A 26,001-nucleotide genomic window follows, 5' to 3' on the forward strand; every position below is an offset into this window, starting at 1 on the left:
AAAATAGTTAACTAACATAATAAAATAATAAAATAATCCTAAAATAAATTAAAAAAATTTTAAACATTTCTAAGTTTTTTTAAGTAAAAATACGGTTTTGTTAAACCAGCAATAGTTTTAAATAAGTAAAACAAAGTAATATCTAATAAATGAGGTTGAAAATATGGAAGACAGCGAACTGAAAATGGAAACTAAATGTTATGATGCCAATGAATACGGATATCTGTATGGGCTTAACAAAAAAATACCTGATGAGGAATTTGAAAAGGTTAAACCTTATTTTAGAAAATTCAAAAGGATGGACTTTGTAGAAGGTAACGTCCAGGTTACAGGAAGACCTGAAGGATGGAGATGCCTTGAAAAAGATGTCGCTAAAGTTGAAGAAATTCTTGGTATTACAAACACACTGGAAAAAAGGCAGAATAAAATAAAAGAAGCATTCGCAGACCCGATTAAAAAGGCAAATCTGAAAGACAAGTCATATGAATGGCTGACAATGCTGTTTCAAAAAACAGGAACACGTCCTCAGCAGGACCTATCCAGACTGGCTGTCCATTCAACAAAAATATATGATCCTCTTGATAGCTTCAAGAACGGGGCAAAGGACGGTGAAGGGGAACTTTTCATATACACTCCACACGGAATGTGGTACATCATCAACAATAGCGGCGAGTATTCTGACTTAAGCCTGAACAATGTCAAAACACCACAGGGCGGAGCAATCGGCCACAGACTGATGTATGACGATTTGATTGACAGATTAATTAGAATATATACTGAAGAAAATGAATACAGCGGTGAAAAATTATACTGATTTTTCACCATCATTTAAATAAAATATAAAGTGAAACAGCCATCAAAATCACCACAACAACTATTGCCAGAATCCAGTTAACGAAAGCATAGATTAAAGCACCTATTAAAAAAATTATCAGATATACAAAAACGGCAATATTGCTTTTGTGATATATTGAATTTATGCGGCCGATGGAATTGTTATCAAGTTTCAAACCGCAGTTGCTGCATATCCTTTCCTGAGGAGAAATTATCTTGTTGCAGTTAGGGCATCTATCTACTGACATGATTAATAATTATATATTCAAATCAATTAAATATTTTATTGATAAACTACAAACATTTAATTTAATTATTATAAGGTGGTTTAATTATATGCAAAAAATTGTAAATGCACATTGTCACATTTATCCGGAAAAGATAGCTGATAAGGCAGTACTTGGAATAAGAGATTTCTATGATTTGGACATGTCACTGAACGGAAAGCTTGATGATTTAATCAGGGACGGCAGTGAAGTTGGAGTAACACACTATCTTGTCCATTCAGTTGCAACAACACCAAAACAGGTGAAATCAATTAATGAATTCATTGCAGAGTCAGTCAATATGCATCCGGACATTTTCACAGGTTTCGGAACACTTCACCCTGACAGTAATGACATTCAGGGAGATTTTGACCACCTCATTGAACTTGGCCTTAAAGGAGTCAAACTGCATCCTGATTTCCAGAGATTTGCAATGAACGAAGAGCGTGCATTCAAAATCGGTGAAGTGGTAAGCGAAGGTGAAGTTCCTATGCTTGTTCACTGCGGTGATTTCAGATACAACTTCTCAAATCCAGACCAGATTAAACCATTTTTAGACAAGTTCCCTGATATTCCTTTTATCGGAGCTCATTTTGCAGGCTGGAGCATATGGGAAGAGGCAACAGAAAAGCTTGCAGGCGCTCCTAACCTCTATGTCGATTTAAGTTCAAGCCTGTATGCACTGTCCAGTGAAAAGGCACTTGAGCTGATACATGCTTATGGTGCAGATAGGGTTTTATGGGGTACAGACTATCCGATGTGGGAATCAAAAAGCGAAATGGAATACTTCAATAAAATCGACCTTACAGAAAAAGAAAGATCCCAGATTCTTTGGGAAAATGCATATAAACTTTTAGGATTGGACTGAAAGTTTATATTTTTTTATTTTGCACCACCAGATTATTCAGATTTGAAATTCTGCCACAGCCAGCCATTATCAACCCATATAAATCACCACTTCATATATTATACCTATACGGTTGATAAAATTAATTAAAATAATATTTAAATATAATGAAAAACAATGAAAAGTTATATTGAAAAACCATCCTAAAAAATACCTAAATGTCATGTCAATAATTTTTGATAATATTTAATTTTTGTTTAAATTTAGTATTTATTGATTTTAACAGTTAAAGTTTGTCTAAACAAAATTTTAACCATTTTAAAAACATTTATATACCAAATAAGCCCTTATATTAATTTAATGATAAAATATTTTAGTTTAATTACTAATATAGGAGGTCCACTATGACTACCTCAAACCCGATACAGATTATATTAAACCAAAATAAACCCGACCAGAAAATGGTTGGAATAGACATTATCAAAAGTCCGATGAAATATGAGCTATTAGACCTGCTTAGGCATGATGAGATGAATTTTGATGAAATAGTTGAAAACACATCAAAATCAAAAGCCAGCGTATCTATGCACCTAAGAGATTTACGAGAAGAGGGTATTGTAGACTATAAAGCAGACCCGACAGATAATCGAAAAAAGATTTTTTACTTAAAATCTGATTTTCTAGGATCAATTGATTCCAATAAAATCAAAAAAGCACAAAAAGACCAGACAGAAATTTTAATCAGCGATTTTGAAGACAATGATGAAGTAGACTACACTACCCTCTTAACTCATATATTCAAGTCATTACTGATGGAATACGGAATGGATATGTCTCCGATATTGCAGAAACTCGGAAATCATATTGGAGAATACATATTCAACCAACTATATGATGAGGATCTTGAGATATTTGCAGACAATATCTCATCCTACTGGCAGAAAAACAAGCTTGGAAAACTATATTTTAAAATGGGGGCAATAATCAAGGTAACCTGCATTGACTGTTTTGAATCAAGAAGCATGCAAAAATCAGGAACTCCAATATGCAATATCGAAAAGGGAATCCTTGAAACCCTATTCAATAAATTCTTTAAACTTGACCTTAACATTGAGGAAATACAGTGCTACGCAATGGGAGACGAAAAGTGCGTTTTTGAGATTCAACCTTAAACAGGGGATATAATGACAACCATAAAAGAAATACTGCTGAAAAAAATCGAAGATTACAAAAAGGCACAATTACTTCAAACAATACTGCTTGAGCAAGGTTTCAAATGTTTTGTTGAAGTCGATTCGAAATTCGTCAGAATTGAGGAACTGGACAACAATATCTCATTAACAGACAAGAAACTTTCAGAAATTCTGGAAATAAACCATATACAATCTGCCAAAATTAGAACTGAAATAGGGATGTACAATGTTTTCTACATCCCTATCCCCTGTTAAAAGCATTTACTGCAGGGCCTGTTAGAAGGCCTTCTGAAATCATGTCCTCAACCTCATCCCAGCTGAACCATCCGAAGTCATCATGCTCCCTGCTTATTTTCACATCATCGCTTTCGCATGTTACCTTCATAATCAGCTGAATAGATTTAACCTCTTCAGATGTTTTGCATGCAGTGTAATCATGTCTTACAACATTATACAATGATACGACATCCACATCAAGGCCTGTTTCTTCAAGATATTCCCTCTTTAAAGCTTCGTCAAAAAATTCGCATTTTTTAACTTTTCCTCCGGGAAGTTCCCATCTTCCTGCATCATGAGCAGATTTTGACCTGATTTTTAAAAGTAAAACTTTACCATTGAACTCGCAAATTCCTCTTACCGCTAATCCCCACATAGTCACCATATTAAAATACTCTCCTAATATTACGTATAAATCTTTCAATAGATTTTATGAAATTCAATGCATTTAAATTATATCCCTCATCATACCTGTACTTGGAATAGAGCAGCAGCACTATAGTTATCAATATCAGGACAGTGGAAATAATCATCATAATATTGATTGTTTTAACCAAATCAACTATTTCATCCATTATAGTAACCTGATTGCCCATAATCAATGTAAAAACAACTGTGAAAATTGCTATACTGCATGTTTTTCCCAATTCTTTGGATGTAGTTAAAATAGATGTTGCATCGCTTACATCCTCATCCTCAACTGTTGTAAGTGCAAATCTGTTGTTCGGCGGTGAAAACATTGCATGACCTATACCCTGTAAAACAAGAATTATAATCAGCATGTAAAACGGCAACTGATCTACATGATATAACATTATCATTACACAAAAGAGTATTGACATTGCAATAGCTGAAAGCATTCTGGAATCATATTTATCCGCCCATCTACCTGAAAACGGTGATACGAATACCATCACTATAGGGGTTGTGAAAAGTATAAATCCCGCCATATAGGGTTCGAAATTCAGATATATCTGAAGATAAAAGTTTACAAGATAAGTGGATATGAAAGTTGTGAAGTATGACACGAATGCCGCAAAATCTGCAACCATCAGCTTGAAATTCTTAAGAAGCTTTAAATTTATTAAAGGATATTCTTTTTTCTTTTCTATTTTTAAAAGAACAACGAACAGAACAATGCTTAAAACAAACATAAAAATACCAGTTTCATCAACATCATTCAAACCAACGATAAACAATACCATTGCAACAATATAAATCAGTGCCCCCAATTTATCTATAGGATGGCTTTCACCTATCCATTCCTTGTCTACTTTTAGAAACATCAGCAATATCAGTATGCAGATTGGAATGCTGAAAAAGAAAACATATCTCCATGAAACCAGTGAGATTAATCCTGCAATTGTCGGTGCCGCTGTCATTCCTATATATCCGCTTGCTCCGACAATTCCCAGAGCAACACCGAGACGGTCTTCAGAAATCTGATTTACAACTATCAGATATATGCTAATAAGCAAAGCTGAAATTCCCATTCCCTGAATGATTCTAGAAAGAATAAGCATGAACGGTTCATAAGAAATAATGGATAACATCAGACCTGCAATCAGCAGCATAATATTAATTATTGTGAACTTTTTGACACCCTGCTGTGCAATAACCTTTCCTAAAGGAACTGATAATGATATGATTATAATTAAAAACGCTAGGGACATCCAGTTCAGCATGTCAATGTTGAGACCTAATTCCATTGAAATATCAGGTAATATTACTGATACCATATTGTTTACGAAAGTTGCTGTAAACTGGATTAAAGCAGCAATAATGATAATATATCTGTCTTCTATCTTCTTATTCATCAGTGAACCTCATTCAATTAAAAGAATTTTTAAAAGCAAAAACTCCTTAATAATATGATGTTGAATGTATAAAATAGTATCCTTGCCTGTATAAATGATATTAAACAGATGGAAAAAATGTTGGAAAAATAAATAAAAAAAATTAAAAAAGGGATGAAACCCCTTTATTTCATAGCTTTCTCAATAGCAACTGCAACAGCTACAGATGCTCCGACCATCGGGTTGTTTCCCATACCTATCAATCCCATCATTTCAACGTGGGCTGGTACGGAAGATGATCCTGCAAACTGAGCATCGGAGTGCATTCTTCCCAAAGTATCGGTCATACCGTATGAAGCAGGTCCTGCTGCCATGTTGTCCGGGTGTAGAGTCCTACCGGTTCCTCCACCGGATGCAACTGAGAAGTATTTTTTACCCTGCAGGATGCATTCTTTTTTATATGTTCCTGCTACAGGATGCTGGAAACGTGTTGGATTTGTTGAGTTACCAGTAATTGATACGTCAACGCCTTCCAAATGCATGATTGCAACACCTTCACGCACATCATCTGCACCGTAACATCTTACTTTTGCCCTTTCACCGTCAGAATAAGCTTTTTCTTTAACTACTTTAACTTCACCGGTGAAGTAATCAAATTCAGTTTCAACATGTGTAAATCCGTTGATTCTTGAAATGATTAATGCAGCATCTTTTCCAAGCCCGTTTAAAATTACCCTTAACGGTTTTTCCCTGACTTCATTAGCTGAATTTGCAATACCTATTGCTCCTTCAGCAGCTGCGAAACTTTCGTGACCTGCAAGAAATGCAAAACATTCACTTTCATCACTTAAAAGCATTGATGCAAGGTTTCCATGACCTAATCCCACTTGCCTGTCATCAGCCACACTTCCAGGAATGCAGAATGCCTGAAGTCCTTCACCTATTGCCTTTGCAGCATCGGAAGCCTTTACACATCCTTGTTTTATTGCAATAGCTGCTCCGAGAGTGTATGCCCAGCATGCGTTTTCAAAACAGATTGGCTGAACACCTTTAACAATTTCATAAGGGTCAAATCCTTTGTCGAGACATATTTGTTTTGCCTCCTGAAGGTCTTTGATGCCGTATTTTTCTAAAACAGGAATGATCTGATCAATTCTTCTTTCATAACTTTCAAATAAACTCATAATATCACTCCTTTCTAGGGTCTATTTTCTTAGCTGCATCGTCGAATCTTCCGTATTGACCTGTTGCCTTTTCAATAGCTTCAACAGGTTCAACACCGTCCTTGATTGCATCTAACATAACTCCTAAGTTAATGTACTTATAACCAATGATTTCATCATCTTCATCAAGGCCAATCTCTGTAATGTAACCTTCTGTAAGTTCAAGGTATCTTGGACCTTTTTCTTTTGTTGAAAAGATAGTTCCAACCTGACTTCTGTGACCTTTTCCCAAGTCCTCAAGACCTGCACCGATTTGAAGTCCTCCTTCTGAAAATGCAGACTGGGTTCTTCCGTATACGATTTGCAAGAAGAGTTCACGCATTGCAGTATTGATAGCATCGCAAACTAAATCAGTGTTCAAGGCTTCCAGAATAGTTTTTCCAACGAGGATTTCACCGGCCATTGCGGCGGAGTGAGTCATTCCGGAACATCCTAAAGTTTCAACCAATGCCTCTTCAATAATACCTTCCTTAATGTTTAAAGTTAGTTTACAACATCCTTGTTGCGGTGCACACCAGCCAATTCCATGAGTGAAACCGGAAATATCGGAAATCTCTTTGGCTTTGACCCATTTTCCCTCTTCAGGAATTGGAGCAGGGTCGTGATTTGCACCTTTGCGAACAAGACACATATTTTCAATTTCAGTTGAATATATCATCATTCTTCTCCAAAAAAATTTTACTAATACTATATATTGATTTTTTTAATTAAGTATTTTTGCAAACAGCTCATGTAAATAAAATATTACATAAATATTTAAGTATAATGAAAATTATAAACTTTTTTTGGTGATAACATGGATTTCATATTAGTTTTAGCAAATATTGAACCAAAAGAAGGTTGTCAAGATAGTCTTTTAGAAGTTTCCGACGAATTGATATTTGAAACTTTACAGGAAGAAGGAAATATCGATTATAAACTTTTAAAATCTACAAATGATGACTGTTTAACATTTGTTGAAAAATGGGAATCAGTTGATGCCCTTAAAAGACATATGGCTTCACCACACTTCTTAAACTTTGGAGAGGAAAGTGAAGAGTTTATTAAAGATATGACTATTCAAGTTATAGGTGCTGAAGAACTCAGCCTATAATCCTATTTTTTTATTTTATAATGTAGATTTACAACATCTGATTTTTTGAATTTAACAACATCTTTCATAATTCTTATTTCAGAATAATTTAAAAACAAGTTTTTTTAAGATACCTATAAAATTATAAAGGTATCTTTTAAGTATATCAATAAGAATCAAAAAGAAAAAATCAGTTAACTGTTATGCAATCATTCGGACATATTGCCACACATACCCTGCATCTTCTGCAAACCTGAGCATCACGGACTGATGACACCTCATCGACAATGATGAAAACATTGTTCGGACATGCAATTGAGCATTTCTCACACCCATCACAGTCATCAGTGTTAATGTCAATGTGTGAGTCCTCAACTTCTTCTGTTTTATTTTCCTTGTTTCTTTTAAAAAATGAACCTAAACCCATATTAATCCCCCTCATTCAACTTCTCTTCCAGTTCCTGAATTCTTTCCTCATATTTCTTTAATGAAGTTTTCAACTCTTTAATTTCAGTTTCAGGATCTGCATCCTCATCCGATTCATCATCCCTTGCTTCAGCTATAACCAGTCTGAAGAGAATTATTCCAATTACAGCCGCAAATGCCATAGGTGCATATAACACATAAACGATTTTGGAACCTGCTGTACCGAAATTCATTAAAAAGATTATCAGCATTTCCACACCAACAAACAGGAACATTAGAATAGCTGCCTGGTGGGTTCTTAAAAATCTTTTTCCATTCCAAAGATATATTGCACTTGCCAGAAATCCGCAGATGTATGTTGAAATGGCACATGGAACTGCAGTCTTACCGCCTACAAATAATCTGGCAGTACCTGCAACAATTGCTGTAGGAATTCCGACAATAGGACCTCCAAACATTCCTGCAATCATGATGGTCATGGTTCTCACGTTAGCTGAGAAATTTCCGTAATTAATTATGGCCACTGTTGAAAAGACTCCCAGTATTATGAAAATTACCATACATATAATCTGATCCCTGCGGGAATAATCCCTTAATATAAGAGCTCTCATCCATTTCAATTTGGTTGTCAGTATCATGATTATCAAAACAATAGCTAAAATCATGAACATGTCAATGAAAGGCTCTAAAAGAAGGAAATCATTAGCAATTGAATTAAAGTAAGATATGCATAGACTCAGCAAACCCATTATCAAAAGATATGCTATTTCATACAGTGCACTGTCTCCCAATGCCCTCAACTTAGGCAATCTTGAAGATATGAACCCAAATATAATTAAAACAGAAGCTATAGTAGCATAACCTTCTAAATCAGAAAATGTGAATTTTAAATTGCCGTTAAAAGAATATGTAAATAAAGCTATCCATAATATTACATTCAATATCAGCAATATCACAAATATGGCTTTAATCTTATTATCCAGCTTGTTAATTCTATTCATAAAGTTCCTCAAAACACCAGTTAATCAATTATTATTTTATCAAATCAACTATTTAAAAAATATTATTTTGAATGATTCTTTAACAAGAATTGAAAGTTTTAGAAAAAAAAACTAATTGGTAAAATAAATTAAAATAAAAAAAAGTAAATCCCTTAAGGGATTATAAGTTTTGGCTGTAAAACTCAGCAATCTTATCGAATGGGATTACATCTGTTTTATAGTATAAATCAGTGTGGACAGCATCAGGTATAATCATAAGTTCCTTGTTGTCCCCTGTTAATTTTGCAAATTCATCCTCTGAGAAATATCTGGAGTGAGCCTTTTCACCATGAATCATCAAGATTGGAGTTCTTATCTCATCTGAATATGCAATAATAGGCTGTGAGATGAATGACATGCATCCAGTGACATTCCATCCGTCATTGGAACCCGGTGATCTTGGGTGATAACCCAGTTCCTTGATGTAGAAGTTATGGTAGTCAACTACAAACTGTGGCAAATCATCAGTTAGCTCTTTGATAACTCCACCGGCTCTTGCGTATTCACCGTTTTTATAGTCTTCAGTTCTCTGATTGTTGAGAGCTACTTTCATCTCATATCTTGCATCTGCATTATCATCAGCATCATAGTATCCTTTAGCGTTGATACGTGTCATGTTGTACATTGTTGATGTTACTGTTGCCTTGATACGAGTATCGATTGATGCGGCGTTTAGTGCCATTCCTCCCCATCCACAGACTCCGCAGATTCCTATTCTTTCACTATCAACATCGTCATTTGTTGCCAAAAAGTCAACTGCAGCCTGGAAGTCTTCGGTATTTATGTCCGGAGATGCCATGAAACGAGGCTGTCCTCCGCTTTCACCGGTAAATGAAGGGTCAAAAGCTATTGTCAAAAATCCGTATTCGGCCAGTGTCTGAGCATACAGTCCTGAAACCTGCTCTTTAACGGCACCGAATGGTCCGCAGCATGCAACAGCCGGCAATTTTCCATCTGCATCCAATGGTTTGTAGAGGTCTGCGGCCAAAGTTATTCCGTATCTGTTAACAAAGGTTACCTTTTCATGATGTACTTTATCTGATTTTGGAAATACCTTGTCCCATTCTTCACATAATTCTAGTTTTTCGCATTTCATAAGTATCACTTACATTAAAATTAGGAACCATATTATTTAAAATGTTGTATTTGACAACAAAATATTGTTTTTCAAAAAATAATTTAAACAAAGCGATGTTGATTTTAATGCATTAAATTTAGTTTAATTAGAATTAAACCATTTATATGTAAGAAAAACCTAATTTAAAATAAAATCATTTGTTAAAATCAAATCCGATGAAAATATTTAACTGGAATTAGGTGATAATGTGAGTATAGAAACCCAAAAAAATAGAGATTTGTTTCTAAAAATCTGTTTTATGTATTTTTTTGAAAGAATACCAAGAATTAGATATTACTTACCACCCCAGAATAATCAAAACAAAAAAAATCAACAAACAAGAAGATTTAAAAACAATTAGAAACAAATTTGAACACAACATAATGTTAACTCCTATGGAATGCTCTTTAATTGTTACACTTCCCCTTTTTGAATTGAAAGAAAGCGAATCCCAGATAGTTGAAGAGATGTGTGAAAAAATTCATAAGAAAAATGTTTGCATTCCAGAAGATAAATTAGATGAAATAACAATGGGAATGTATCTAAACATACTTGAATACATTGACTTAGAAAAACAAGAAGAATTAATGGAGATGATAGATATGGCTGCAAAAACTGAAGGTATGATTGCAAAGATGAAAAGAGAAGAACGAGACAAGGGAATTGAAGAGGGAAAAGCTGAAGGTATTAAAGAAGATATAAAAGAAGGTATAAAAGAAGGAAAAACTAAAGGAGTTATACAAGGCCAAAAAAATATCATACTTGAATTGCTAAAAAACAATACTTTAAGCGAAGTTTCATCAATGATTAACAAAGATGAAAGCGAAATAAGAAAAATAGTTGGAATAGATTAGAATTAAATCTAATCTACTTTTTTTTGTTTAAAATTTTAAGCCTAATTCGTAAGCTTCTTTTAATTTGTCTTTCTGTTCTTCAGCTACAATTCCTGCAGGACCTGCACTGCCCGCATCAACATGACCTATTACATCATATCCCATAAATGTGAATGGTGAGAATTTGGTAAGTTCAATGTAGTCTGCATAGGTTCCTTCAGGCTGATTTTCAGTAAATATCAATGCTGCTTTACCGGATAAGCTTTTATCAGGGTTTTGACCGATTGCATAGAATCTGTCGATGATTAATTTACCTTGAGCAGTCATCTGACCATAGTAGATTGGTGTTGCAAATATTACACCATCAGCAGCAACGAGTTCATCGATTATTTTGTTTCCGTCATCTGCCCTTACACATTCAGGATGTTCAGCACAGTACATGCATGCTTTACATGGTGAGATATCGCAGCCTTCAAGGTAGTATTTTACTACTTCACCGCCGTTTTCTTCAATACCTTTTATCATTTCATCCATTAATACATCACAGTTTCCGCCTTTACGAGGACTTGCTTGAAGTGCTATAATTTTCATTTTTAATACTCTCCGATTGTTAAAGTGAACAGAACTTCACTTATTTATAATATTTATAAAAACTTATTTAAAATATTTTTTACAGATTTTAATCTATGAAATTGTCCAAATCAAAAGTCAACACATATCTTAAATGCCCCCGTGAGTTCAAGTTTCAGTATATTGATGAAATAGAAGTTAAACCCAACAAATACATGGCACTGGGAAGCGATGTTCATCTGATAGCTGAGAAGTTTACCGACAAGTTTGAGGACAATCTTGATGATGTGGATATTCAAAACGAATTGATCAAGGTTGCTAACGATTTGGACATAGGTTATGGTCTTGATGAGCATATTGACAATTTGGGACTGTTTTTTAAGGAAGTTTTTGTGGAAAATGACTATAAGCTGTTTTCAAATGAGGAATATCTCCTTGACAAGAAAAACAGGTTTTCAGGAATATGCGACATTATCCTTGAAGATGAAGATGGAAAGCTTACCGTTATTGACTACAAGACAAGCAATTCAAATTCCTTTTCAAAGTATCGTCTTGAATTGTGCTATTACAAATTGCTTGTTGAAAACGTGTATCACAAACCAGTTAACCGTGTTGGAGTGTTTTTTACAAAAAACGGACGTTTAAGGCTTCTTGATGTATGTGAAGAGGAAAACAAGCGAAAGAATTTATGCTATTCTGAAATTGATGATGCTGTTGATACTCTTCATGAAGTCCGTGATAAAATCAACAGAAAAGAGTTTCCGGCTAAAAAACAGTACTTATGCAGATACTGTACTTACAAACATATCTGTGATGATGAGTTTTATTTTTTCAGGTAAAAAAAAGAAAAGGAGAGTTAATTTTCATTAACTCATATATTTTTAAACATTGAATAGAATACAATATTGTTATAGTTTCCTTTTGCGGAATCGGCAGCTATTTTTTGAGCGAGATCTGCACTTTTTGCTATGAACTTGGTGTAAATCTGCTTTAAGGAAAATTCAATAAATTTGTCTTGAGTTATAGTTTTAATTCCATTGAAAGCATTACCAAAGGCAGAATATTGAATACCTCTGGATACTCCTTTCAAGACATCGCCCCAGAATCTGCTGTAATCCTGATTGTCATCTGCATAGATAAATCCTTCCATTGCACCTAAAGCACCGCCAACAATTGCATTAACACCCATTGAAATGAAGTTTGCAAGGGTTGCACCGGTTGCAGATATTGCGGCACCTATATTTGCGGTAATAATTGCTGTTGCAACCATTATAGAACCGCCAATAAGGTCCTTTTTCCAGGAAGCCATAGGATGCTTTTCAACAATCTTGTGAGCAGTTCCATAGATAACTACATCTTCTACAAAACCGTCCTTATTGTAAATGTCCACATTGGATTTTGAATCATATCCAGTATTGTCAGAGAACTTTGACATAAAGACTTTAGCTGTTGCGGTATTGTAGATTGCTCCACCATATTTAGCATAGTTGCCAGTGAAAGTGGAGTTAAATACATCCAATATTCCATTATTTACAATAGCTCCACCATAATCCGCCTTGAAATTATAGTCCACTATATTTTTATTGAATACGGAATTTCTGATTATCACATTACCTGAATTTTGAATAGCTATGTTGAATCCTTCAATTATCAGATTGTTTATTTCAACATGTGATCTTACAGTGTTGGTTAAGAACTGTGTTGTATCATCATTTTTCGGATTTTGAACAAATATTTTTGCACCGTTACCGTTCAGTATAACTCTTCCGTAATCCGCATCAAACATGCTTTTGGAATTAGGGAAAACACCGTAATCTCCTTTGACAAATGTAATATTGATTATATCATATTTGTTATTTTCCCTAATAACCTTTACAACTTTCATAAGGGATGCCAGGCTGTCCACTACACCATTGTAAACGGAATTGTTGAGATTATCCCTGAACATGTAAAGTCCGTTTTTCTCAGTGACTATTGTGGATGCTGAAAATCCTCTGGAGTTGACGAATTTGACTGTGGAGTAGTCTTCTATATCAAAGTCATTTCGATCATTGTTTTTCCAAGCCCAGTTGGATTTATATACATTACCTGAGAATGTACAGTTTGAAAATACTGCATTTGCAGTTTTTCCGGTACTGAAATAAGCACCACCCTTGACAGCACCATTGTTTATGAATGATGAATTGTAGCAGAAGACATTACCATAGTTTCTGATTGCACCTCCATAGTCACCGTCCCTGGTTAAGTGATGCATGATGTTGTCCTTAAAGGTACAGTTGATAGCTATGAATGTTCCGTAATTGAATATAGCTGAGTTGAAACCTATCAGAGTCATGTTGACAAGTGTAAGTGATCCGAATTTCGGAATATATGCAAAGTGATAATCACTGTATGCATGGTTTCCTGTCATTGATATTGTTGCGCCGTTACCGTTGATTACAACAGGTTTTGAATTGATATCAAGGAAACTGCGCTCATGTATAAATACTGTAGTCCATGAAGAAGTATAATCGCTACGCCATTCATATTTATCAACAATATTGTCAAGGAAATCAGCTGATATTGAATAGGCAGCCTTATTTAATGTTACATTAATTACATTTGCCTGATTTAAACCTCTAATCCATTCATATAAATTAGTCAAATCAGTTTCATTATTAGCTACAGTCAGGTTTTTGGTAAAACCATTGTTTGTGTTGAAAGTGTTAATGTGTCTTATGCTGTATGAAGCCAATATGTCCAGCTGACTGTTTTCCTTAACTTTATCATATGTATCCCAATTGTCGTCATAAATGACCACCATACTTTTATCTGCAGCACGGATATTGTCATTTTTGGTTACGAACTGACATTTTGCGAAATTAGTAATGGAACCTGCATCGCCGTATAATACTCCACCCTGAGTGGCGTCACCTGAACCGCTGTTATCGTTTCCATTAAAGACACACTTATAGAATGTTGCCTTGTTTTTGTTGTAGATTACAGAACCCGGAGTTTGTGTAGCCCAGAATTTAGCATTGTTTTCAACGAAACTGCAGTCTTCACAGTACACTTCTCCGCTGCTTGCAAATACCCTGTAGAATTTTTTGAATGTTAGGTTATTGACGATAATGCTTGTACTTGGTTCGAGATTGATGAAATTGTGATGATAATCATCTTCAAGTGTTGAACCTGCACCGTTGATTATAATTTTTCCATGGGTCAAGTGAATAAGGTAATTCCATTCGGAATCTCTCCAGAAGTTCTCAGTTACTTTATAAGTGTTTTTCTTAAAGTTGATTTGGGTCACGTCGACCTTATAGTCTGCACTGGCCATTTTCCTTAAGAGATTTGTAAGTTCCTGGCTGTTTGAGACAGTAGCATTATACATTATGAATGCTTCTCCTGAACCCAGGACGTATCTGTAAGTGTTTTCAGCTATGACACTGTACATTGAAGCATTGCTTAGGTGAATGAATGTTTCATTTGTATAAATCGGCAGTAAAGCTCCGTAAGATGTACCGTTAAGTCCTAAATCTACAGTTGAATACTGTTTTTTAACAGTAATCTGGTCTTTGATTGTCTGACCGTTGTATATTATTTCAACAGTGTAGTTTCCAGCAGTTACATTCAGTGTGAAGTATGCAATACCTTCAGCGGAAGTTTTGGCTGTGAATGTCTTGTTTGCTATTTTAAATGTTACTGTTTCATTTGCTGAGCCTTCTATTTTTGTAAAGTAGTCATCAAGAATATTGAATACTGCATTTCTAGGTTTTACAGTAATTTTGTTGGTAAATGATTCGCCTGTAACATTGTTTATTGCTTTTACTGTGTATGTTCCAGGTTCCAGATTTGCATTGAGCTTGGCAACTCCTTCACTAACAGTGCTTGTATATGTATTGTTGTTGACTGAGAAAGCAACAATAGTGTCATCAGCTAAAAGGCTGCCGTTTTTGTCCTTGAATGTTGCTGAGTATTGTTTATTGTCTCCGTAGGTTTTTTCCAAATCATATCCGTATACGCTGATGTATGTGACATTTATATCAAATGTTAACTTTTGTGAGTTGATTGTGAAGCTCAATGTGTGGATTCCTGTTTCAGAAGGAACATAAATCAGTTCCAGTGCGTTTCCACTTCGGGATTTGGTTATGAAATCTCCTTTTTTATTGGAAGAATATGATATTTTTTCCAAAGCGTAATATGAGACATCTTTTGTAAATGAAACTTTTATATTGGTTTTGACTCCCACATATGAACTTTTATCTCCTGATAGTGAAACTACAAGAGGACTGCTGTCTGAGTGGTCGGAGTTACTTCCGACAGTATGATATTCTTTTAACTGATTTGAAATTCCAGCACCGTTTGAACCCCACCAGTTACCTGAAACATCATCATAGTAACCGCTGTTGAATACTGAAATTCCCTGATCTGATGCATAGTTTTGATGGAAAACATTAGCGTAGAGTTTTAAATGAGTGTCTTTGGAGTCAATATAGATTGCTCCTCCACGTTCTGTGGCTCCTCCATTGCTTTCAAAGTAGTTTCCGTTTACTATAAGAGTAGATGCCTTGTTGATGTAAACAGCACCTCCCCTTTTGGTATCTCCGTTTTTGACCTGATTTGAAATAAATACTGAATTGGTTATTCCGTTGAGGGTTTCAGTATATATTGCTCCACCGTAGTTTTCAGCCCAGTTGTCCTTGAATGTAGAATTTGACACATAAACGTTTCCACATGATCTTACTGCGCCACCGTAACGTTTTTCTTTTCCACCGCTTGCATGATTAGCAATGAATGTGGAGTTGTAAAGTATCAGATTGGTTGAACTGCTGTCGGAGTATATTGCTCCCCCGTCACCTGCATTAGCATAATTGTTTGTAAATACGGATGATGAAAATGTAACGTCACCTGATTTCTTATTGATATAGATTGCACCACCGAAGTCGCTGTCCGCATGGTTTCCGGTAAATATGAGGTTATTATTTGAGTTTCCAATAGTATCTGTGTAGACAGCTCCTCCATGGTCGTTTGCAGAGTTATTTATAAATGAATTTTTACCGCTGAACTGAATATATCCTGCCTGAACAGCTCCTCCTTTGCCACTAGCTTTGTTTTGTTCAAAAACAGAGTTTCCTATATGAACCCATTTGTTTGATAGCAGTGCTCCTCCGGAACCTGATGAAGCTGAATTTTCTTTAAATGTTGAGCCTTCGATAATGATATGGTTATCATTTGACACTTCAATAGCTCCGCCGCTTTTTGCAGTATTTTTTATGAACTGTGATTTTTCTATCACAACATCCTTATATGCGAAGAGTGCACCACCTTTGTAGGCATTATTCTCTGTAAAATTACAGTTATTTACAAATATTTCTTCTTTAGCATTTATAGCTCCACCATATGTACTAAAAACTGCATTATAAGCCCTATTTAAATTAAATACTGAATTTGAAACATCAACTGATCTTTCTGCATGGATTGCTCCACCATCTCTTGAAACAGTATTGCTTATAAATGAAGAATTCTCAACGACAACATCTCCTTTTGAGTTTATAGCCCCTCCACTAACTGATGCGGAGTTATTGATGAATCTTGAATTTGTGATTGTTAATGTTGCCACTACATCATTGTAGATTGCTCCACCGATGTTGCCTGCAGTGTTGTTTATGAATGTACAGTTGATAATGTTGTATGTAGCGGAACCTGCTATGAAAATAGCTCCACCGACACTTGATTTTCCGTTAATGAATACTAAATTTTTTAAGGTTATATCTCCTTTTGTGGAATAAATCTGATTGTTTTTACAGTCGATAGTGTTTCCTGCACCGTCAATAGTGATTGTCTTGTCTATCTTTAAAATTTTTGTTGTAGCATAACTATTATTTAATTTTACTGTAGAACCTTCAGATGCATTGTTTATGATTTTCTGCAAATCATCACCGCTGTCGGATAGAACTGTATCCTGAGCTGTTTGAAGTGTATCCAATGCATTTGAAGAATCTGCTTCAGTTGTTATTTGAGTGTCATTAATATCTTGAGCACAAACAGTTGAAAGTGAGCATAATACAAATAATAACAAACAAATAACTGTTAATTTTGTTTTCATAATAATGACCTCATCTAATTGTTAGCTTAACACTTTTACTTGTAGCTTTATAATATTTGGTAGCTGCAAAAGTAATTTTAGCTGTAAATTTACCTTTCTTGTTAAGTTTTGTAATCTTAAAGGTTGCTTTTCCTTTGGAATTGGTTTTGGCGGTATATGTTTTACCTTTAACTTTAAGTTTTACTTTAACTTTTTTCATGACTTTGTTTTTGCTGTTCTTTAACTGAATAGTGTATTTTTTGGTTTTAAGGGATTTTTTGAAAGTTTTCTTTTTAGCAACAATTTTGGTTTTTTCCTTGTTGATTTTTACCTTAACAGTCTTTACATTCGGATTGTAATTGCTGTTTAAGGTAACTTTCAAAGTCTTGGTGCCTGCTTTAAGTGATTTCAATTTGCTTGAATATATTTTAAAGCTGGCTACACCATTCTTATTGGTTGTAACAGTTTTGATTGCCTTATTGCTGATGTAAAGTGTAACCTTTTCACCTGAAATTGCCTTGCCGTTTTTATATTTAACTGTAACGCTGTATGTTTTGGCATAGTTAATTACAAATGTGGCTGTTTTTGCGGTAATGACAATGTTCCTTTTAAGAACTGTTGCAGTGTAGTTGACTGCAGGAGTATTATATTCGCTGCATTCATAAAATATTGAAACAGTGTGATTTCCAACACTTAAACCGGAAATGGTGAATGCTGTCTGATTGCTTTTCAAATTTTGTGGATAGTACTTGCTTCCTATTACTGCATAGACTTTACCGGTTGTAATGTTTCCAGGCAAAACTACTTTGATATTTAAAGATCTGCCGTAGGTAATGTCAGGAATATCCACATCAATATCCATGGATTTTGATATAAGCAAAGTATCTGAAGTTACGTTATCTGTTGTGACATTGGCATTATCTGAAAATATATTATTACTGCCGTCACCTGCAGCATTTTTAGCAAAGGAACTTCCGTTAACCAGAACTTCACCTGCCGCTGCAACTGCTCCTCCTGATCCTTTTGCATTGTTGGATGTGAAGGTTGAATTTATCACTTCACCATCGCCCATTGCGATTGCTCCACCTATTTCTGCATTGTTGGATGTGAAAGTTGAGTTGGCAAAGAAGGTTTCAGAGTCTGAATATACTGCTCCGCCTGTTTGAGCCTTGTTATTAACGAATGTTGAATTTGCAACAACACTTAAGTCTTCAGCCATTACGGCTCCACCATATTCTATAGCAGAGTTTCCAACAAACTGTGATAAATATATTGAAAGCTCATCATTTACATCACCATAAACAGCTCCGGCAACATTAGCGGAATTGTTTTTAAAAACAGACTGATTAATTACGCATGAATCACCTGAGCAGTAAACTGCTCCTGCAGTATCGTTTGCATTGTTTAGGGTGAAATTGGATTCTATAATACTGGTCGGATATGATGTTGAGTAAATAGCACCGCCGTTATCTGCAGAATTATTGATTAAGTTAGATTGAGACAATATAAAATCAAGTCCATCGGCATATATTGCTCCTCCGTCACCTTCTGCTTTATTATTTTTAAAGATACTTTTATCTATTTTAGTATTTCTTCCTGTGATATATACTGCACCACCACAACTTGCGGAATTATTTATAAATTCACAGTTTGTAATTGTACCGCAAATACCGTACCAGTATATCGCACCGCCTTCATCTGCAGTATTATTGATAAACTTACAGTTAATCATTAAACCGTTAACTCCTGTCCAGTCAACAGCACCCCCGTAAATTGCGGAATTGTTAAAGAATGTGCAGTTTTCCAATTTACCGTTGTCACAGAACCATTCTATAAGATTATATGAATGTGTAAAGTTCCAGTTTTTAAAGACTATATTCTTTAAGGTCACATTATCTGAATGGATTCTAAAGAGAAAATCCATTTCTGATTCGTTTCCGTCGATAGTGTGACCTTGACCGTCAACAGTTATATTATTAAATATTTCAATTCCACTGCTTTTTGCGTTCTTTGAAACATATATGTCATTGTCTATTTTTACAGTTTCACCTGCTGTGGAATTTTGAATTCTGTTATTTAAATCATCTAAACTTTCGAAATTTTCATTCAGTTGGTCTGAATTGGAAATTTCCAGGCCAGATGATTCTTCATTAATCAAAGTGATATTGTCAATGCCAGTTTCATCGCTTGCCGTTACACTTGCAAGAGAGATGAAAAAACATAACAGTATCATCAAGATTATCGTGTATTTAAATTTCATCAAATTATAACCTCAAAATATTTATTATAATTAAATTTTATTTTAATAATATAATAAATATTTTTGGTTTTGTTCAATTTTTTTAAATCAAATCAATTTTCAAAAAAAATAATGTTAATGTAAGTTAAGTAGGTGTGATGGGATTCGAACCCACGAAGCACTAAGCAATAGGCCCTGAACCTATCTCATTTGACCGCTCTGACACACACCTATGAAAAAAAATTAGTTAAATATATTTTGTAAATCAATGTTTAAATACTTTTACAAACAATGAAAAAAATAAAAAAATAAGGAAAAATCACTTATTTAACAGTGATTTTTACTTTCTTGATTAATTTGTTGTAATAGGTATTTCCAGCAAATGTGACAGTAGCACTAAATGAACCTTTTTTAGTTAACTTGTTAAGTTTAAAGGTTGCTTGTCCTTTAGTGTTGGTAGTTGCCTTATATGTTTTACCTTTAACTTTAATAGTGATCTTCTGTTTTTTATAAACCTTGTTTTTATTAGTTTTTAAGGTAACAACATATTTTTTGGTTTTATCCTTTACCTTAAAGGTTTTTTTAGCTGCGGTTAATTTCACAGTTGCCTTTTTCACAACAACTTTAACAGTTTTGGTCGCACTGCCAATGACGTCTTCACCGGCAAAAGTAACTTTTGCAGTATAGGTCTTTGGAGCCAATGATGCAGGAACAGAAAAGACAGCATCCCCGTCAGATGAAACTATTGTATGATACACCTTATTGTTTAAAGTAATGAGAATTGTTCTTCCAACTAAAACATCTCCCCTGGTATCCTTCAATGTCATGACAATCTTTTTGCTGGTTCCGTAAGTGGTTGTAACACCAGTAGCAGTTAAAACAGCTGCAACCCTGTAAACTATAAATTTATGTGACTGTGAAACTTCATTGTATGCATCATTTCCGTGATATGTTGCAACAACATCATACTCGCCAGGACCGATACCGTCAAGAATACATTGTCCGCCTTCAAGTTCATATTCATACTGGTCTACATTATCCAGAACAAATTCAACATATCCTGTAGCATCTTTCGGTAAAACTGCTTTAAGTACATTTACACCATCCTGTTTAACTGTAGATAAACTAAGTGCAGGAGTTGATTTGATAATTGTTAATCCTGAAACTTTTGTTTCACCAGTAACCGGATTTATGATAGTAACATTATAGCTTCCTTTATCCAGACCTGAATCTAGAGTTGCAACTCCATTAGCATCTGTTGTCTTTTTAAATTCTTTAGAACCTACTTTGAAGGTAACTTCCTTATTTTTTAAAAGATTGCCTGTTGCATCCCTGAATTCTGCAGTGAGTTTTGAAACTGACTGGCCAACAGTACTGCTTGTAACAGTTATTGTTGGTCTTACTACAATTTCTGATGATATAATTTTATCTTCAAAAGTACAGATAACAGTATGACTTCCGGATTCAAGTATACCATTGAATGTAGCTACACCATTGCTGTCAGTTGTAAGGTTGTATACTTTATCACCAATAACAACATTGATTATTTCACCGCTGACAGGTCTGTTGAAGTTATTTAATGTAACTTTGAATTTATCACTGCCGCTGTAATATTTTGATACTGGCTGAGCAGACAGAGTATAGTTTGTTTTTTCATAGTCAAATTTCAAAGTGGTTGAAAGAATGTTGTTGAAGTTAGGATCCCCGATATAGTTTGCATATACTTCATGTGAACCTTCATCAAGAACAATCAGTGCAAGTATTGCTTCACCGTTTTTTATTGTGGAGACATACTTATTTGAATCCATTGTAAATACTACATTACCAATTGCAGAGGTATGTTCCAAAGTGGCTGTAATAAATACAGAATCTCCACGTTTGTATTTTGAAATTTTAATGGAAGGTGTTGTTTTATAGATTGTTATTTTTGAATGTTTTCTCTCATTAGTGTACAGATTTACAGCTGTAACGGAGTGAGTTCCAACAGGTAAATCAACATCGACAGCAGCATATCCGTTAGCATCAGTGACTGCACTGTATTCCTTACCGTTAATTATGAATTTGACATCTTCGTTTGCTAAAAGATTGGTATTGAAATTACGGAAAGTTGCACCTACTTTTGAATTTAAATATTGGCCGCTTAAAGCAGACATGTCAATTGTTGAATGAACAAAAAGATAATTCATGAGTGTCTGACCTTTATATTCAAAGAATACCTGATAATCTCCAACTTCCAAATCAGCAAATTCAAATCTGGCCTGTCCATTATCATCAGTTATAGCACTAACTGTTTGATTTGCAACTGTTGCATATACTAATTCACCTTGGACATTATTACCACTTCCATCAGTCACCTGGACTATGGTTCCTGCATTACCATAGGAACATACATAGATTGTTGAAGTTAACTTATTTGGATTTGGATCAGAGACTGAAAATGTTTCGGAGTCTGATGAAACTTTGAAATTACCGTCACCTGAAAAGATTGCAGAAACCTCATAATCTCCTACAGATAACCTACCAATAGTTACACTGGATGAAAGGAAAGTCTTGTTCTCACCCTGTACATTAATTAAACCTGCATCAGCTTTAAAAACATTGCCGCTAACGAGGAAATTAACATAAGGGTTATTTTGATCAAAACGTACATATTTGGTTATGACTGCATCAGAATCTATAATTGCACTGAATGTTATAGTAGAAGCTGTTTGGGTGACAGAAACTGAACATTTGGTATCAATTGGTAAAATATCCAATATAAATTGTTTTTTCTCACCACTTACAGGGTTTACAACTGATACAGTATATTTAGATGCAGGTAAAATAATTTGAGAGATGGCAATACCTGCTACATTGGTAGTGGCATCAACTTTCTCATTAAAAGTGGAATATACGCCATAAAGTTCAATATTGAATGAAACTTGTGCATTTGTAAGTGCATTACCATCAGTTTTTAAAAATGATGCTGAAATTTCAGAATCACCATATTCCTGAGAAATGTCCTCAACATTGATTGTTGACAATACTGTAAATTTGGATGTTGTGGTTTTACCTCCGTATATTGCAGATACATAGTAAGTTCCAACAGGTAAATCGAAATCAATAATAATTTGCCCGTTAGCATCGGTTTTTTCTACAGAGTATTCTTTATCATCCACTAAAATTCTAACATTTACCCCACTTAACACTTTACCATCCTTGTTTAATGTGACACTATATGTTTCAGACCCTCCATAGAATTTGGATACGTCATTTGCAATAATGTGTAAATCTGTCTGTGCGGTTTTAACTACATTAACAGTGAAGTTTATACTTTTGGAAGCTGCTCTGCTGGATATGAACTGTGCTGATACATTATGCACTCCTTCCTGTTCGAAAGAAATGTTTAGGCATGCTTTTCCGTTTTCTACTGTTGCAAAATAGTTTTTACCGTCAATAGTGAATTTTACAAGACCGTCCAAAGTCTGTTTGTTTCCGTCAGCTATGAATTCCTGTGGAAGAGCTAATTGAATATTGATTACATCACCAAGGTTGATATTGCCGAACGGATTGGATTCTGTGCCTCCGGATTGATCAAGAGCAAGTGATACATCGGATAAAGTTTTTGAATGGGTGAATGCTTTTATACATGCTACTCCATGAATGTCTTTATATAAATCTCCCCAAGTCTTGCCGTCAGCACTATAAAATGAAATGCCCTCGCCAAAGTTCATTTTATTTATTTCATCTGCTGTACAAACAGGGAAAAAACCATATTTTCCATTGAATTTGACAACAACTTCAAAGGTATCTCCTTTTTTCAGTTCAATCTCATCATTGAGAGGTATTGTATAGTATCCCATTTCTTCAGAAATTCCGTCCTGAGTTGTGACCTGTTTTCCGTTTAGGTATATTGAGACTGTGTAATTTGCAGGTTCATCGAAATATGTTGAAACAGCTGATAGAATTTCATCATTTTCGGCTGTGAACTGATTTTTTATGAATACCTGATTGGAATTAGTTGTATGGTAACCGCTTTTACCTTCAAAGTCGTATTGGTATACATTGCTGTATCCTCTGTCATCGTCAAAAATGAATGTGTATCCGAAACTTATTGACTGTTGGTAAGAGAGGTATCCGTAACCGTTATATCCCCAACTGGAACCCCAGCTGTTTTTGATTATCCATGCACCTACTGCTTTGTTTCCTAAAAAGTCTGTACTGGTATATTCATCATCCCATCCGACGATGGTAACTGCGTGACCTACACCTGATGGCAAGTCAATACCAATTGAAACTGCACCATAATTAAGTACTGCCTTTTTGATATGTTCATTATCATAGAAACTTGTTCTTTCCGGCAGGATATAAACATTCTGAACGTGTACTATTGCATCATATAATGCGGATAATGAGGAATATTCATCATAAACATCATTTACATCATAAGTTGGACCGAACCAGCTTGCCAAATAAGCTATGAACATGTAGAGGTTTCCACCGCTAGCTACTCCAGTATCCAAATCAAAGAGGGAATATTCATACATTAAGTTTTTAACGTTTTCTTCTGAAAAGTCATAATCGATTCCTGTTGCTTTTTTAAGGCATGCTTCCAATGTTGCAATACCTGAAAATGCCCAACAGTTACCTCCCTGACCCTGGTCTTTAACTGAAGTAATGTAACCGTATTTTCTTGCATCGTATGAAATCGGTACGGCATCAAATGGTTCAGGTGAAACTGCAATTATAGGAACATCCTTGAAATAATCGATATCATAAAGGTTTCCATATTTTAACAGCACATAAGAACTGTCATAGGTATTTCCGCTTTCTACAACATCAACTTTGTTTCCGTCGATGAATACCAATTCACCTTCATCTGCTGTTGAAAGTGTAAATTTGTTGTTTTTTAAATTGAATGAATCTGAAAGTCTGTTAAATACGCTTCCACCACTGCTTGCACGGGTGTTGTTGAAGTTATTTCCGGTGAGTGCTACACTTCCGTACATGTTGTATATTGAACCTCCGTAGTGGGTTGCGTAGTTGTTGATGAAATCTGAATTTTTAATAGTTAAATCTGCTTTTAAATTACAGATTGCACCACCAAAATCTGAGTGGCCGTCTTTGAATGAAGAACCATCTACTGTTACTGATCCTCCTGTAGAATAGATTGCTCCTCCAGCATCGTTTAAGGAAGCATAATCATTGAAATCAACATTATTGATACCAATTTGGCTGAAAAAGGAAGCTATTGCACCACCAAAGCTTATAGCCTGTGATTGTTTAAATTGTGAATCCTTTAAATTAAAAGTACTTGCATTTGTATATATTGCTCCACCATATTTAGCGTTGTTAAGCTCAAAAGTTGTATCATAAATATTGAAAGTGGATTTTATGCTGTAAATAGCACCTCCAAAATTATCTGCTGAGGAATTGTAAAACTCACAGTTTTGAAGGTATGCATTTGTATTGTAAGCTGCTATTACACCACCAGATAACACATCATTATTGTTGAAATTACAGTTAGTTAAATTCAAAGTAGTTACCTTATTGGTAGGAGTATCACAGATAATTACTCCTCCGAAAGTGGAATCATACACTTTAGAATTATGATAATATGATAATGTTGGTGGATAATTTGGATTGAAGCGTGTACTGTCTGTAAATATGACATTATCTGCAATTAAATTAGCCTGATTGTTAATGTGAACACCTACAAGTGTCAAGTCTTTCAAAACAAAATAAGAATTGTCAGTTACTGTAAAATCAAACTTATTTGTTAAAGCAGACCTTAAAATTGTCTTATCAGCGCTTGCACCAATGAATTTTATTTGATATTTGGATGATGAATAAATGGAAGTTGAATCGGTTATGTCATAAACACCATCTGCAAAATAAGCAGTAGTACCAAATTTTATCCTGTCTGATTTATAAACTTTATAAGGATTTTCCAGGGTACCAACACCATCCGCACTTGCTGAAGCATCAAAATAAATCACATTGGAGGATATTACATCTCCAAGCTTATCATCAGTGCTGTTTAATTCATTACTGCTTACTTGAAGCTCGTCTAAAGCTAAGTCTCCTTGACTTAACGTTTCATTTACAGTATCATTTGCAAAAACGGCCGATGCACTTAAACATATGCATGCCATAATGCAAACAATTAATATTATCTGTTTAAATTTCATTAAAAACACCGGAATTATTTAAATAATTTTCATTA

19 protein-coding genes are annotated in these 26,001 nt (G+C 34.7%); 7 read left to right on the forward strand and 12 right to left on the reverse strand.

Annotated elements, in window-relative coordinates:
* The first annotated feature begins 163 nt into the window (after positions 1-163).
* Positions 164-814 carry a hypothetical protein gene (locus E7Z81_RS06215; protein WP_292745425.1) on the forward strand — a complete coding sequence of 217 codons (651 nt, stop codon included), beginning with the start codon at positions 164-166 and terminating at the stop codon, positions 812-814.
* Between the two features lie 10 nt (positions 815-824).
* On the opposite strand, the gene E7Z81_RS06220 is transcribed toward E7Z81_RS06215, so the two are convergent.
* A complete protein-coding gene (locus E7Z81_RS06220; protein WP_292745428.1) occupies positions 825-1,082 on the reverse strand; it encodes a zinc ribbon domain-containing protein in 258 nt (85 codons plus the stop codon).
* An 88-nt stretch (positions 1,083-1,170) separates the two neighbouring features.
* Between E7Z81_RS06220 and E7Z81_RS06225 the strand changes: the two genes are divergently transcribed.
* From E7Z81_RS06225 to E7Z81_RS06235, 3 genes are all read left to right on the forward strand, one after another.
* The gene (locus E7Z81_RS06225; RefSeq protein ID WP_292745430.1) at positions 1,171-1,968 is read left to right on the forward strand and encodes an amidohydrolase family protein; all 798 of its coding nucleotides are present in this window, start codon (positions 1,171-1,173) and stop codon (positions 1,966-1,968) included.
* A gap of 383 nt (positions 1,969-2,351) precedes the next feature.
* The gene (locus E7Z81_RS06230; protein ID WP_292745432.1) at positions 2,352-3,119 is read left to right on the forward strand and encodes a V4R domain-containing protein; all 768 of its coding nucleotides are present in this window, start codon (positions 2,352-2,354) and stop codon (positions 3,117-3,119) included.
* A gap of 12 nt (positions 3,120-3,131) precedes the next feature.
* Entirely contained in the window at positions 3,132-3,395 is a 264-nt protein-coding gene (locus E7Z81_RS06235; RefSeq protein WP_292745434.1) for a hypothetical protein, read from the forward strand.
* Here the strand turns inward: E7Z81_RS06235 and E7Z81_RS06240 are convergent.
* From E7Z81_RS06240 to E7Z81_RS06255, 4 genes are all read right to left on the reverse strand, one after another.
* Positions 3,382-3,801 (reverse strand): NUDIX domain-containing protein, encoded by a 420-nt coding sequence (locus E7Z81_RS06240; RefSeq protein ID WP_292745436.1) that lies wholly within the window; start codon positions 3,799-3,801, stop codon positions 3,382-3,384. The two genes, E7Z81_RS06235 and E7Z81_RS06240, sit on opposite strands and share 14 nt — an antisense overlap.
* Before the next feature lies 1 nt (position 3,802).
* The gene (locus E7Z81_RS06245) at positions 3,803-5,233 is read right to left on the reverse strand and encodes an MFS transporter (RefSeq protein ID WP_292745438.1); all 1,431 of its coding nucleotides are present in this window, start codon (positions 5,231-5,233) and stop codon (positions 3,803-3,805) included.
* 164 nt (positions 5,234-5,397) lie between these two features.
* Positions 5,398-6,396: a GGGtGRT protein gene (locus E7Z81_RS06250; RefSeq protein ID WP_292745440.1), complete on the reverse strand. Its 999-nt coding sequence runs from the start codon at positions 6,394-6,396 to the stop codon at positions 5,398-5,400.
* A 4-nt stretch (positions 6,397-6,400) separates the two neighbouring features.
* On the reverse strand, positions 6,401-7,093 hold the full coding sequence (locus E7Z81_RS06255) for an iron-sulfur cluster assembly scaffold protein (RefSeq protein WP_367263039.1): 693 nt from the start codon (positions 7,091-7,093) through the stop codon (positions 6,401-6,403).
* A gap of 138 nt (positions 7,094-7,231) precedes the next feature.
* On the opposite strand from E7Z81_RS06255, the gene E7Z81_RS06260 reads away from it, so the two are divergent.
* Positions 7,232-7,528 carry a putative quinol monooxygenase gene (locus E7Z81_RS06260; protein ID WP_292745444.1) on the forward strand — a complete coding sequence of 99 codons (297 nt, stop codon included), beginning with the start codon at positions 7,232-7,234 and terminating at the stop codon, positions 7,526-7,528.
* Between the two features lie 169 nt (positions 7,529-7,697).
* Here E7Z81_RS06260 and E7Z81_RS06265 read toward each other — a convergent pair whose 3' ends face one another.
* The 3 genes from E7Z81_RS06265 to E7Z81_RS06275 all read right to left on the reverse strand — a co-directional run bounded on the left by E7Z81_RS06265 (position 7,698) and on the right by E7Z81_RS06275 (position 10,069).
* Positions 7,698-7,934, reverse strand: coding sequence for a ferredoxin family protein (locus tag E7Z81_RS06265; RefSeq protein ID WP_292745447.1), 237 nt, complete (start codon positions 7,932-7,934; stop codon positions 7,698-7,700).
* A 1-nt stretch (position 7,935) separates the two neighbouring features.
* Positions 7,936-8,934, reverse strand: coding sequence for a LytS/YhcK type 5TM receptor domain-containing protein (locus E7Z81_RS06270; protein WP_292745449.1), 999 nt, complete (start codon positions 8,932-8,934; stop codon positions 7,936-7,938).
* A gap of 160 nt (positions 8,935-9,094) precedes the next feature.
* Complete coding sequence (locus tag E7Z81_RS06275; protein WP_292745451.1) at positions 9,095-10,069, reverse strand: alpha/beta hydrolase; 975 nt, start codon at positions 10,067-10,069, stop codon at positions 9,095-9,097.
* A 290-nt stretch (positions 10,070-10,359) separates the two neighbouring features.
* Here E7Z81_RS06275 and E7Z81_RS06280 point away from each other — a divergent pair, with 290 nt between their 5' ends.
* Positions 10,360-10,944 (forward strand): hypothetical protein, encoded by a 585-nt coding sequence (locus E7Z81_RS06280; RefSeq protein WP_292745453.1) that lies wholly within the window; start codon positions 10,360-10,362, stop codon positions 10,942-10,944.
* Positions 10,945-10,971: 27 nt separating this feature from the next.
* On the opposite strand, the gene E7Z81_RS06285 is transcribed toward E7Z81_RS06280, so the two are convergent.
* Positions 10,972-11,514, reverse strand: a complete 543-nt coding sequence (locus E7Z81_RS06285) for a flavodoxin family protein (protein WP_292745455.1) — start codon at positions 11,512-11,514, stop codon at positions 10,972-10,974.
* 95 nt (positions 11,515-11,609) lie between these two features.
* On the opposite strand from E7Z81_RS06285, the gene E7Z81_RS06290 reads away from it, so the two are divergent.
* Positions 11,610-12,332 carry a PD-(D/E)XK nuclease family protein gene (locus tag E7Z81_RS06290; protein ID WP_292745457.1) on the forward strand — a complete coding sequence of 241 codons (723 nt, stop codon included), beginning with the start codon at positions 11,610-11,612 and terminating at the stop codon, positions 12,330-12,332.
* 32 nt (positions 12,333-12,364) lie between these two features.
* On the opposite strand, the gene E7Z81_RS06295 is transcribed toward E7Z81_RS06290, so the two are convergent.
* The 3 genes from E7Z81_RS06295 to E7Z81_RS06305 form a co-directional block, all read right to left on the reverse strand.
* The gene (locus E7Z81_RS06295; RefSeq protein WP_292745459.1) at positions 12,365-17,578 is read right to left on the reverse strand and encodes a right-handed parallel beta-helix repeat-containing protein; all 5,214 of its coding nucleotides are present in this window, start codon (positions 17,576-17,578) and stop codon (positions 12,365-12,367) included.
* 10 nt (positions 17,579-17,588) lie between these two features.
* The gene (locus E7Z81_RS06300) at positions 17,589-19,817 is read right to left on the reverse strand and encodes a hypothetical protein (protein ID WP_292745461.1); all 2,229 of its coding nucleotides are present in this window, start codon (positions 19,815-19,817) and stop codon (positions 17,589-17,591) included.
* 302 nt (positions 19,818-20,119) lie between these two features.
* Entirely contained in the window at positions 20,120-25,966 is a 5,847-nt protein-coding gene (locus E7Z81_RS06305; protein WP_292745463.1) for an Ig-like domain repeat protein, read from the reverse strand.
* Positions 25,967-26,001 lie beyond the last annotated feature (35 nt).

The sequence above is a fragment of the Methanobrevibacter sp. genome (assembly GCF_015062935.1).
In the GTDB taxonomy this organism is placed as follows: Archaea; Methanobacteriota; Methanobacteria; order Methanobacteriales; family Methanobacteriaceae; genus Methanocatella.